11 protein-coding genes are annotated in these 12,204 nt (G+C 57.1%); 4 read left to right on the top strand and 7 right to left on the bottom strand.

From position 1 onward, the window contains the following. Positions 1-27: 27 nt before the first annotated feature. Positions 28-426 (top strand): hypothetical protein, encoded by a 399-nt coding sequence (locus DMG62_08535; protein PYY23461.1) that lies wholly within the window; start codon positions 28-30, stop codon positions 424-426. Between the two features lie 17 nt (positions 427-443). Here the strand turns inward: DMG62_08535 and DMG62_08530 are convergent, their stop codons facing one another. The 4 genes from DMG62_08530 to DMG62_08515 all read right to left on the bottom strand — a co-directional run bounded on the left by DMG62_08530 (position 444) and on the right by DMG62_08515 (position 3,527). Further along, positions 444-1,511: a phosphate acyltransferase PlsX gene (locus tag DMG62_08530; protein PYY23406.1), complete on the bottom strand. Its 1,068-nt coding sequence runs from the start codon at positions 1,509-1,511 to the stop codon at positions 444-446. A gap of 21 nt (positions 1,512-1,532) precedes the next feature. After that, complete coding sequence (locus DMG62_08525) at positions 1,533-1,718, bottom strand: 50S ribosomal protein L32 (GenBank protein PYY23405.1); 186 nt, start codon at positions 1,716-1,718, stop codon at positions 1,533-1,535. Between the two features lie 50 nt (positions 1,719-1,768). After that, positions 1,769-2,317 (bottom strand): DNA-binding protein, encoded by a 549-nt coding sequence (locus DMG62_08520; GenBank protein ID PYY23404.1) that lies wholly within the window; start codon positions 2,315-2,317, stop codon positions 1,769-1,771. Between the two features lie 322 nt (positions 2,318-2,639). Beyond that, on the bottom strand, positions 2,640-3,527 hold the full coding sequence (locus DMG62_08515) for a hypothetical protein (GenBank protein ID PYY23403.1): 888 nt from the start codon (positions 3,525-3,527) through the stop codon (positions 2,640-2,642). A 101-nt stretch (positions 3,528-3,628) separates the two neighbouring features. Between DMG62_08515 and DMG62_08510 the strand changes: the two genes are divergently transcribed. Beyond that, positions 3,629-4,501: a LysR family transcriptional regulator gene (locus tag DMG62_08510; protein ID PYY23402.1), complete on the top strand. Its 873-nt coding sequence runs from the start codon at positions 3,629-3,631 to the stop codon at positions 4,499-4,501. A 107-nt stretch (positions 4,502-4,608) separates the two neighbouring features. Beyond that, a complete protein-coding gene (locus DMG62_08505) occupies positions 4,609-5,697 on the top strand; it encodes a hypothetical protein (protein ID PYY23401.1) in 1,089 nt (362 codons plus the stop codon). Between the two features lie 26 nt (positions 5,698-5,723). Here the strand turns inward: DMG62_08505 and DMG62_08500 are convergent, their stop codons facing one another. From DMG62_08500 to DMG62_08490, 3 genes are all read right to left on the bottom strand, one after another. Next, on the bottom strand, positions 5,724-6,233 hold the full coding sequence (locus DMG62_08500) for a hypothetical protein (GenBank protein ID PYY23400.1): 510 nt from the start codon (positions 6,231-6,233) through the stop codon (positions 5,724-5,726). Positions 6,234-6,457: 224 nt separating this feature from the next. After that, a complete protein-coding gene (locus DMG62_08495) occupies positions 6,458-7,072 on the bottom strand; it encodes a hypothetical protein (protein PYY23399.1) in 615 nt (204 codons plus the stop codon). Between the two features lie 324 nt (positions 7,073-7,396). Then, positions 7,397-9,739, bottom strand: a complete 2,343-nt coding sequence (locus DMG62_08490; GenBank protein PYY23398.1) for a hypothetical protein — start codon at positions 9,737-9,739, stop codon at positions 7,397-7,399. A gap of 295 nt (positions 9,740-10,034) precedes the next feature. Between DMG62_08490 and DMG62_08485 the strand changes: the two genes are divergently transcribed. Beyond that, positions 10,035-11,933: a hypothetical protein gene (locus tag DMG62_08485; protein ID PYY23397.1), complete on the top strand. Its 1,899-nt coding sequence runs from the start codon at positions 10,035-10,037 to the stop codon at positions 11,931-11,933. Positions 11,934-12,204 lie beyond the last annotated feature (271 nt).

Below are 12,204 nucleotides of genomic sequence, written 5' to 3'. Positions count from 1 at the left end.
TTCTTGTTTGCAGTGCTCACGCTTCCCATGTTCGCCCAGGGCGCGCCGCCTCAAGGCGGAGCTAACCAGCCGTACACCATGGAGTACTACTACAAAGTGCAATGGGGACACCAGCAGGAGTTCCTCGATCTCTTCCTGAAGAATCACTACCCCCTGCTCAAGAAAGGTATTGAGAGCGGGCGAATGGTTTCGGTGAAGATCGAAACTCCGGCCAACCACATGACCGAAGATGCGCGTTGGGATTATCGCGTCACCATCAAATTCAAGAATTCAACGGTGGCCACCACCTCGGATCCCGACGAGGAGTCTGTCATTAAGCAGCTTTGGCCCGACCAGGCGACGTACAAACGTGAGGAAGGCAGAAGGTTCGAGATCCTTCTGGCGCATTGGGATCTGCCCGTGACGGACATCACGCCGAAGAAATGATGGCAGACAACAGGAAGTTAGATGGGAGCGCTGCCCGCTCCTAAGGGTTCACCGGGGAGAGACTGGCGTGCCCCTTGCGAGTTCAGGCCTTTTTCGATCTTGTCGTTGATTTTAGTTTCCGCGAATTGTGCGGCTACACGAATCGCATTCTTCAACGCATTGGAATTCGACGACCCATGCCCGACGATGCAAACGCCCTTAATTCCCAAAAGAGGAGCGCCTCCATATTCCGCGTAATCGAGGCGCTTCTTGAAATCTTCGAAGGCGCGGCGGGAGAGCAAGAACCCTACCTGGGAGCTGATAGTCGATTTCAGCGACTCTTTCAGGAGGAACCGCACGGTCGAGACCAAACCTTCAGAGACCTTCAATGCCACGTTGCCGATGAATCCGTCGCAGACAATGACATCGACCGTGCCGTTATAGAGGTCGCGCCCTTCCACATTTCCGGCAAAATTCAGCGGAAGCTGCCGCAGCAATCCATAGGCTTCGCGCGTAAGCTCGTTGCCTTTGCCTTCTTCCTCGCCGATCGAGAGCAGTCCCACTCTGGGCCTGTGTGTTCCGAAGATACTGCGGGAGTAGATTTCGCCCATGACTGCGAATTGCTCAAGGTTCTGTGGCTTGCAATCGACATTGGCGCCGACATCGAGAAGAATGGCGGCTTTGCCTGCAGATGTTGGAAATACCGCAGCCAGCGCTGGACGATCGACACCGGGCAAAGCGCCGAGCACCATTTTGGCGGTTGCCATCGCGGCGCCGGTGTTTCCCGCCGTAACGAATCCGGCAGCGCGTCCTTCGCGAACGAGTCTCAGCCCAACGCGCATGGAAGAATCGCGTTTGCTGCGGACCGCCGTGGCAGCCTTCTCGCCCATGCCGATCACTTCCGTGGCATGGACCACGTCGATCGGCAGATTCTTTACTGTTGGGTGCTTCTCGATCTCACGCTTGAGCTCTTCGCGAATCTCCGCTTCGCGGCCAACCAGCACAACTTGAACGTCGTAATGACGGCAGGCGAGAATCGCCCCCTCGACTTCGGGCTTCGGAGCCCGGTCGGAACCCATCGCATCGACGGCGACTACGGTTGGCATTCGCGGAAGGGCGATTGTAACCTAGCTGGCCTTTTCGGTGTCGAGAACCTCGCGTCCCTTGTAGTGTCCGCATTTGGGACATACACGGTGCGGCATCTTCTTCTCGTGACAGTTGGGACACTCGGAGAGCGAGTGGGGAGTGAGAAAGTCGTGAGCGCGGCGACGTCCGGTGCGAGCTTTAGAGTGCCGCCGTTTTGGATTAGGCATTGGATCTTTTCCTTACTTCGGCGTATCCGCCAGGCGGGCACGCGCAAAATTTATTTCAGTTTGTTCTTGAGGTCCGCCAGCGCCGCCCATCGCGGATCAGGCGACTGTTCCTCGCAGTCGCAGGACTCGACATTCAAATTCTTTCCGCATCTGGGACACAGTCCGCGGCAGCTCTCGCTGCAAACGATCTTCGCCGGCAATGCCAGAAGGATCTGCTCGCGCAGGACGTCTTCGAGTTCGATGCCGTTGCCGGAGTAATAGCCAATCTCGGTCTCAGCCTCTGAGATCGAACGCTCATCTTTTCCGGCATCAACGCCCAGCGGACGATAGAGCAGGTCGAAATCGCCTCCGACTTTAGTCGGAACCGCTTCGACACAACGCGCACACCGAGCCTCAACCTCAGTCGAAAAGTGGCCCTTAACGCGGATGTCCTTGACGATATTCTTGCCGCCGCGATGCTCAGCCAGCAGCTCCGCCCGTCCCCTGGTTTTGAGGACGCCAGATTGCCGCAGTTCCGGCAGCAATTCCACCGTTCCCGGCGCAAGTTGCTGAGAGAACTCGACTTCTCTTGCTTCTAGCTCTTGAAGACTGATGAACATCGCCAGCTTACCCTAGACTTTTCGATCTTCGCAGAGATAATCCACAGCGTCGGATTTCCGACTCCACGTAAGGTTGCCGGCTCGCGCAGGAGCCCACAGCACAGAATACGACCAGCAGGGCAAAACTTAAGGATAAGGATTGTGAAGCAGGGGTGTCAAGAATGGGGCGCAGCTTCATCAGGACCTTCAAGTGGCTGGGAGCACCGTAGCGAAGACCATCATTTCGTCTGGCGCCTGTTTTGGATTCTTCCTCAGTGCGCGGCTCAAGCGCATCTCAACGATTATTTGGAAATGAAAGTTCGCTTGCGCAAGCCGAGATAATCTAGCTGATTGCAAGCTCCTGAGTCTCAGGGATGTCGGTCTTAACTGAATGCTGAACGCCGAGTGCTGAGCGGCTTTTCATCAATATCGCCAGTACTTCATCCCAATTGTCTGCACGAACCGGAGCATGTTCCCGCGCATTGTGCGGTGCGGTGAAGAGAATGCCCGTTCCGCGAAAACCGGCGAAGTGTCGTGGGCGGTCGTCAATTAGGTAGTCGGCATCGATGATTTCCTTGTCGCCGCAGAAAACGATGTTGCTGGTAGGAATGAACGGAAAGTGCTCACGCAGCCAACGGAACTTCGAATCAAACGATCGCGGCACCTCCATGGCCGCGCTGGTGATGAAGACATCGAACTCCGACGACAACAGTTGCAATGCATGCTGGCTGTTCGGAATCACTGCAAGATCGTCGAAGAATCCATCCTCATGCGGCAGACTCTCAAAGACCGCGCGATATTTGGCAGGAATCGCTGCGTCCAGTCCTTTCTGCCGGATCACATCAGGGGTAACGTTCTCTCCAGTCGCGCGGTTGTACAGGCTGAGGTGACGGCTTAGCGCGTCAGCAATCACTTCGTCCATATCAACGGCAACACGTAAGCGGCGGGCGCGGCTGCTTTCCCCAGCAGGTCCTCTCCACGTGACTTTCAGTACTAAAGCAGTAGCAACCAGAATCGCAGCAACCACATTTGCCCAGATCACCGCCGGAGCGTGGAACATCAGCCCGTAGACCAGCCACAACAGCACCCCGACCAGATACACGATGAGCATCGCGAAGGAGATGTCTTCTCCGCCCTGCTTCTTGATCTTGACGATCTGCGGAACGAAGGCCCCGGTCGTGCACAGCGCTGCAACAGTACCGATGAGCCCAATTAAGCCTGCACTAGTCATGACTAATTCCTGTTCCCGAAACAACCCTCAACTCTCAATTAGAAGCTTCCCTGCTCGATAATTCCAATGAAACTTAATTCAACGTGTGATAACTATTGGTTATGGCACTGGAGGATCGAGAACTGCGTTCTTTTCTCGTGCTGGCGGAACAATTGCATTTTGGCCGCGCGGCGAACTTGCTGCACATTTCGCAGCCGGCGCTAAGTAAACAAATCAAAGGTGTGGAGGAGAAGCTTGGCGGCCCGCTGTTGGTACGCAACCGTCGCGATGTTCGCCTCACGGCCGCCGGCACTCTTCTGTATGGCGAAGCCCGTCGTATCGTTCGCGATCTCGACTCGCTCTTCGACGCGACGCAGGCTGCAGTCCGCGGAGAAGCCGGACGCCTTCGTGTGGCGGTAGGCATCGCGACCATACATAGCCTGGTTCCTCCCGCGCTGCGCAAATTTCGCGAGGCGCATCCCCGTGTGGAGATCCAGATCGGGGACATGTCCACGCCCAGGCAAATCGAGGCCCTGCTCGCCGGCGAGGTGGACGTAGGCTTCCTCCGTCTACCCATCCGCCGGGCGGAATTGGCAGTGAAAAAGGTCCTCAAGGAGCAACTGACCATCGCAGCCTCCAGCAGTTTTCGCGGCGCGCTAACGCTGGAGAAGATCGCACACGAACCGTTCATCGTGATCGGCCGGGAAGTATCGACCACCTATTACGACCACTGCATCAGGCTATGCGGCAGCGCCGGCTTCAGCCCGCGCGTCGTGCAGGAGGCGCGAGACACGTTTACGCTGCTCAATCTGGTGCGCGCCGGCATCGGTGTTGCACTCGTGCCCCGATCTGCAAGGCAAATGCGCGTGAGCGGCGTACGCTTCAGCGACATCAACCGGCGCGAAGCTGAGTGGGACGTGGGGGTGGCCTGGCATAAGCTCCACGAATCTGCCCTGGTAAGGAACTTTGTTGAGATTTGTCTGGCCGTGGCCTGATCGCAAGAACCGTCAAAACTGCTAGGTCGGAACATACGACGTTAGCTATCTAATTACGGCATGGTTTTTGCTAGAATTCTAGGCCCCTCCCCAGCAAGGTCGTTCCAGTGAAGGTCTTGGATAAGCTGCGCCGTGGTGTGGTGGAACTCGCTGCCGGCGACGAATGTCGCTATGCAGAACCATCCTTCTTGCAACGCGCATATCTTATCTGGACGTTCCGCAACTTCCGCCGTCTCTCCGTGCGCATATTGAATCAAACACAGCTCAAAATGGTGGAGTGCCTCTCGCAAACAGCTTATGGGGCCGCGAATAAAAAGACGAATCCAGCACCAGTCATTGGAAGAGCAGAGTTTGCCGCCTTCCCTCCGCGAAAGCTTTTGATCGTCGAATCTGCCCCGCCAGGCGCAATGATGCAGCACGTTTTGTCTCGCATGCGGTCACTGAACAGTGTGCATCGGTTAGGGAAGCTCCCACGGGTGATAGCGCACCACGCCGCCGAGGCGGCTGCGAATTCTGCTCGAGCAATGAGAAAGCCTGCCCGATATTCTTTAACGTTAGCTCTGGCCGCAGCGTCTCTAGTCGCACTCAGCGGCGCATTGGCACAACGCCTCTGGATCAAGCACCGCGAACCTCTCCCCGTCAGCCAGCCTTTAAGCCCGGATACGTCGGAGCAAGCTCATACCGCAACGGGAATCCAGTCAGCCGCTGCGGCAGCTACATCACCAGCCAGGGAAACGGTTCCTGGCAATGGGGTAACGCCAGCAGCATTGCAAATGCGTCCAGCAATCTCGTCTCCAGACAAAGGTAAAGCGATTCGCCCGACATCGGTGCTGGGCGATGCAGCAATCGCTGATGCCGCAGCAGACACGAGCTCTCGCCTTCGCGTATTTCTCGCGCCGCGAAGGGTCATTTATCCTTCGATTCCCGATTCAGGACTTTCCGGAAATGAGAAAAAGCAGATATTCGTAAAGGCGATTGTCAACGGCGAGGGGATGGTTGACGACGTCCAGGTTCCAGGCCAGGCTTCCGTTCTCGCCACGGCGATCGCCAAGACCGTCAGACAGTGGCGATATGAGCCTTACATGAGGAACGGGCAGGCGGTCGAGGTCGAGACCCACATGATTTTTACGGTGTTAGGACCAGACGCGATTACAGTTCGTTTTCTTCCCGCCAACGAAAACGCTGCCAACAACTAGCATCAAGGTCGTGCCGGAGAGACCGGCTAGGCTGCGCCCTGGATGCGGAACGCGCACGTTTCCAGTTCGAGCCTTTGCGCAAACATCCGGTCGAAGCTGTCGACACTCCAGTCGGCAAGAGGTCCTAGGGGTGCGCTGGCATGCGCGGGATCCTCGACTTCGAAGCGATAAAACTCGACGGCTACACCGGTGAGGCCGTTCACCGCCGGCTTCTCTACTCGCACAACGCTCGCTTCGCAATTCACAGTGAGGCGAGATTTTGCCTGTTGACTGGCAAGCTGTATATAGACGGTCTGCCCGATGGCCACGTCCAGATCACAAAAGAAGAAGGCGCCGCATATGTTTGCGTCTCGCATAACCGCTATCCGCGAATCGCTCACGGAACTTAAGCAGGAGACGCGAACCGAAACCGGAAGATACAGGCGAGGCTGCCGGCGCCGTTCCCAGTCGATACCCACCCTGATTGGCCGAACCTGTGCGCTCGAGTGCAACATATAGCCTCGTTGTGTTTGGGGGAAGAACTTAAAGTTGTGCATCTATAGAGCCAAGGCTAAGTCTCTGAATCCGTGGAATCACGGCATGTCGAAGACCGTGGAACTAGGCAAATTTTGCACTGTTATGCAGCAGTTTGGGTCTTTTTTGCCCTCGATTGGCTCTGGACGGATGATCTGAGGCCGCACCCGAATGCCGACCGTTATCTGCCTACCAGCAAAAAATGCCCCGCCGCAGCGGGGCATTTTCGTTCGCCTCTGCTTAACTCTTAACGGCGATAGAATCCGCCGCCGTTGTATCCCTGTTGATAGCCCTGCTGGTACGCTGAACGATACGCGTCCCTATATTGCTGACGGTCGCCATAAGCCTGGCTGTAGTTGTGGTCAGCGTTCTTGTAGGCCTGCTGCTGAGTCGGACGGAAGCTGTGTCCGGTCTGGCGATCCTGCTGGCCGTCATTCACACCATCCTGATAGCCAACCTGCTGGGCTGGGTTATTGCCACGGTTGTAGCCCCCATTGCCGTAACCGCCATTGGTGTAGCCACCATTCCCGTAGTATCCGCCGTTGCCAGCTCGGTTTCGGTCACGGTCCCAGCGACCGTTGCCGCTCATCTGGCCGTAGCCGCGGTTGTACCCTGCCTGATACGAGGGATCGTTGCTGTACCTTCCCCGGTACCGTTGACCGCGATTGCTGGCGCGGTCGCGCTGCCCATCCCTCATGCCATCCTGGTAGGCACGATTGTTCGACGAGTCCTGATAACCATCTTGGCCGTAGCGATCATGGTCACGCCAGTCGCGATCCTGGGCAGCTGCGCTCATTGCGCCCACCGATCCTCCGAGGGCCACGGCAAGAGTCCACGCTAAGTGCTTATTGAATAATTTCATTGGCTTCTCCCTCCAGTGAAGTCCTTCTTCACACCTGTACCAACACGGGATCTACCGCAGCTGCTCCCATTTGGTATCTCCGAAGTCTGTACTTATTTAGAACCCTTAAATCCGGGAGAAGACGCCTTTCGAGAGTCGATTTCGAGAGCTGCGGACTCCACAAATCAGCGGAAGGTTGGCCATCTATCGCAAGTGCAGGGGTTTAGATGCTCTCCTTGAATTTCTGCAGCTCTTACCCAGACATGCGCATGATCAAGGACAGTAAAAGCAAGCCCGCGCAAACTGCGCGGGCTTTTCAATGCAGACTCCGTCTTTCGTTACGGGTCAATACACCGTGATGCTTCCGTCGAGCAGCGTACCGGTGTTGCTGTAGCCATTGCTCAGAGTGATGGTGAACAGCCCTGGAGCGGCCAGCGAGCTGTCCGCAGCACTAATGCTGTAGGTCACCGGCGAACCGTTGTTGGTCCCCGATCCGGTAAGGCTCACGATGTGCCCCGCTTCGTCAAACGTTGCTGTAGGAAGTTGGGTGGACTGAAAGTTGATCCCAGATCCGGAATCACTGTAGGAGGCGCTGCCGGTTGGCTGGACGGAATCGTCGTAGCCGAAACTGAACGTCGCCTGTCCACTGCGTTTGCTGTTCACGTGGCCTTTGCCGCCAGCCTCATGCGACGTGCCTGCGCATTTCCCTTTCGTGGCGATGCCTGCGGCTGCCGTCCTTTGCCGGGTGAAGTACGAGACCGAGGGACCGGCATGGTTATCCGCATAGGCGATATTGACGAGATGATTCGGATCAATGCCAATCTGGAAGAAGTCTGCCAGGCTGCGATCGGAGCTGCCGAGCAGGCCTCCGGTTGAGATCTGCCCGGTGTGGTTGGAATGGTCCGTGGCCTGGCTCATGGTGAAGGCCGGGGACATCGCGTGGCCATTCACACTCTCTGAGACAAAAACATTCCAGTGAGTGCTGGCTGCGGGAACGGTATTCGAATTCCCGCTTTGGTCCGCCCCATACCACGCGACGGCGACGTGTCCATTGCCGTCGGCAGCGATCCAGGGAAACAGGTTTGACTTCCCAGCTTGGGAAGTGCCCTGAGTCAATTTGATCGCCGGAGACCATCGCGTCCCGAGCGTGTTTGAGTACGAGTAATAAATGTTGGCGTTGTCCGACCACGTGGCGTAAACGTTGCCGAAGTTATCCACGGCTAACGCGGGAAACAGGTTGCCCAATCCCAACCCGGTAGAACACGTCGATCCCGCGCCACAGCTGAAGATCTTGTAGTCCTTGAACGTGAGCGCCGGATTCGCGAGGCTCACGCCTGCAGCGACGCCCACATAAGCTGCATTCATATAAGCGCTGCTGTTGTGCGAATTGTCGGTGGGATTGTCTGGACCAACAAAGATCTGGTACAGGTTGCCGTGACTCGAGCAACTGCTGTTGTCCACTTTGATCTGTCCGGCGATATTGCCGGTCGGCGGACCAACACTCGGCTCCGTGGCCGCGTCAATTGCTACTCCGGTAGCGTCGGTATAACTCTGGCCGCCATTGCTTGATCGTTGTACAAAGATCTGCGACGTCGTTCCAAAATCGTGGTACTCCATGTACACGTGGTTCGGGTCATTGAAGCCATTGATCCACATGCGATCATCGAAGGGAACTGCCGCTGTAGCCGGGTTCGGAGTGCTGAACGTATCTGCACGATTCGTGGAGTTGCTGCCCGTGACCTCTGCAGCGCTCAGGCTGACCACGGCCAAATTGGGAATGCTCATGTTCGCGGGATCAGGACCGTTGAAGGCAACATCGCCATCGCCTCCTCCCGGAACCACTCCGCTTTCGCGGCAGAAATCGCTCAAGAAGATTCCGCAATCGGGCTGGCCTTCATACTTGAAGGGCAACGTTCCGTCGGCATTGGGACCGCCATCAGCAGTTTTGTACCAGCGCCACAGATCAAGGCCTCCCGGCACGCCGCGAATCGACTCGATGTAAATCGTGCCCTGCGAGTCGACGGTCATGCTCGGCTCCACCGCCTGCCCTGCTCCGGCAGGCAGGCACAGACTCTCATTCGGCGTGTAGGTCGCCGTGCCCGGACCAGCGTATGCAGCAGTCGCTTGCCCATCCGGGCAATTATGCTGACCGGTAGGATTCGCCGGCGGTGTCGCGACAGCCACATTGATCCGAATCTGATCGTTAGAGACTCCGGTAGTCGTATTGAATCCCACACCGTTTTTTAGAAAATCGCCGTTCGTCGTGGATATGGTGAATACCGGAATCGCCGACGGCGCAGTGACTCCGCTGTCGCGTATGAGCAGAAGCGCGCGGCCTCCCTTGGCGTGACAATTCGCGGCGATCTGCGCGAACAGCGTAGTTCCGGTGAGGTCGCGAGTATCGGCCAGACAGATTTGCCCATTTGTGGAATCGGAAAAGTCTGTGGCGAGTGCGCCGCCATTCTTCGCGAAGACAAAGTTCGCCGCAATCGCCGAAGAAATATCGGAGCCCGCGTTCGAGGTGGTTGACCAAACCGCGGGAATGCAATTCGGATTGACCGCACAGCCAATGGTGTTCCCAGGCTGTGGCCCGCCGCCGAGAACGTCAACCGTGTTCTGCGCCGCCAGCGACGCTGCGCCAAAAAGCAGAGTGCTCCCCAACCACAGCATGAACAGCAGCTTTTTCATCGGACTCTTCTCCTGGCCGTTGCGCGTGCGGATGCCTTAGGCCAGAGCCACAGATGCTGGTTGTGTTATTCCGAGTTGCCAGGTCTTAAGACCGGCTGCAACCCACAGAAACCGCGGCCTGAGCGCTCTGTCATTCGCAAAACGTGAACGCCCCGTAACCGCATAAATCGCGGTTCCCAAAATAGGCCTCGCTTATGGGGCCATAAGCAACGCGAATAGGCCAGGATGGCAATGACGATTTACCGGCAACTCTCGCCGGAGTTGCTGAATCCAAGCTGCTGGGTCGAGCCTGGTTGTGAATCTTCGCCGTCGCACATTCGAGTCGCTGCTGATTGTTGCCGCCGTTTTTGTTCTTGCTCTTTGTGTCGGATGTGGAGCCGCCGGGTCCGCAGCCCCAGAGACGAGCTCGGTAGGAAAAGGCGCAGCCCCGCCTCCGGGCTCGCCAACAATTTTGCTTTCGGCGAACCTACAGACAGTTGTCGCCGGCCAGCTTACGACTCTGAGTTGGACCGCCAGCAATGCGTCCAGCATCAGCTTCGCTCCCGCGCTGCCTGCGCCTGAAGAGCGTCAACTCACGCTGCCCACAGGCTCAGAGACATTTCCGCCGAGCGGCACGACGACATACGTTGCCACCGTTACGAATTCCAACGGACAGCAGGCCAGCGCCAACTTGACTATCACGGTCTTGCCGGTCCAGTTCGACTTCTCCGCCGAGCCCGACACGATTCAGCCCGGAGGCACCGCCACTCTAAGCTGGGCCTCCCAAGGCATCACTTCACTTTCCATCGACCAAGGCGTCGGCGACGTGAGTTCTTTGTTGCCCAATGGATCGCTCAAGCTGTCGCCCGGAGCAACCACCACGTACACAGCGACCGCGACGGCTCAGAGCGGCGCGAAGCTGACACAGCAGGTTGTAGTGAGTGTGGCGCAGCCTCCAGTCCCGACCCATCCCATTAAGCACATCATCGTCATGCTTCAGGAGAACCGGAGTTTCGACAATTACTTTGGCGTGCTGGGAGCATATCGCGCCGCGAGAGTCCCTGGAGCCACTGCGGCGGACATTGACGGCTTCGACCCCAACCTCGCCCTGAAGACCAAAACGGGAAAGTTGGTCAAGCCGTATCACTACAAAACCGTTTGCACCGAGGCCTTCGTGTTTGCATGGAATGAAAGCCATGCATATATGGATCTGCAGCCGCCCGATACCTTCCTGAATACGGACTTCAGTAATGCCAAGTTCCTGATGGACAAGTTCCCGCAGAACGTCAACCTGACCACGAAGGATCCCGACGGCACGCGGCAGATGGGACACTACGATCAGACGGACCTGCCCTACTACTACGAATTGGCAACGCAGTTTGCCACCAGCGATCGCTTCTTCTCGTCCGTGCCCACAAATACAAATCCTAATCGCATGTACATGTTTACCGGCACGTCGTTCGGGCACAGAGACGACGACACTCCCGGCTCAGCAGGCTGGTCGCAGAAGACGATCTTCCGGGCATTGAACGAGGCAGGAGTGAGCTGGCGTTACTACTACCAGGACAGCGACATCTATCTCAGCGACTTTGCCGACTACTATCGCAGCGATGTGAAGCCGAAGGTCTATAACATCAGCAACTTGTACTCGGTGCTGTCGTCGCCCACGGCCGATGACGATCTTCCGCAGTTCGTCTTTATCGAGCGCGCCGGCAGCACCGGCCTCGACGAACATCCGGAGAACAACATTCAGAGCGGCGCGGCTCTGGTACAGAAGATTCTCTCTGCACTGATGAAGAGCACCGCCTGGCAGTCATCGGCATTTGTCCTGACCTACGACGAGGGAGGCGGACTGTATGAGCACGTTCCGCCGTTCCAGGTTCCGCCGCCCGACGACATCGCGCCGATCCTGGCATCAAGCGACGTACAAGGCCGGTTCAACCTCTCCGGATTGCGCATTCCCATTATGGTAATCTCGCCCTGGGTGAAGCCGCACTTCGTCTCTCATAAACCGCGCGAGCTGACCTCGATCCTGAAGCTGGTCGAAACAACCTTCAACGTGCCTCCCCTAACCAGGCGCGACGCCTGGGCCGACGACATGACCGAGTTCTTCGATTTCACGCAGCCGCCGCCCTGGAAGATCCCGCCTGCATTACCCACACAGCCAACAAGCGGCGTCTGTGACCCATCGCAAGAGGTCGGACCCACGTTCTGAACAGCGGCAATCGGGATCCCGGCAGCGCCGTTTTTGTTGCCAGGATGGGTAGCCGCTGGGTGACGGTCGATTGGACGTAAACCGTCAATACCAACTACTCACGCGGATAACCGTCGTGGATACCGGTTGGGTAATTTTAGATTTGGGCCATTTACAACGCGATGAATGCCCTCATTCGGATGGGACCGCGGGCTCGAAGTAAACTACGAAACCCAAAAAATTTGAACACGGAGGTCACGGAGAGTGGGGAGGGCTTCCTTACGATCGTGGA

This window comes from Acidobacteriota bacterium (assembly GCA_003225175.1).
Taxonomy (GTDB): Bacteria; Acidobacteriota; Terriglobia; order Terriglobales; family Acidobacteriaceae; genus Gp1-AA112.
The sequence above is the reverse complement of the archived record's forward strand: the minus strand, read 5'-3'. Positions and strand labels throughout refer to the sequence as shown.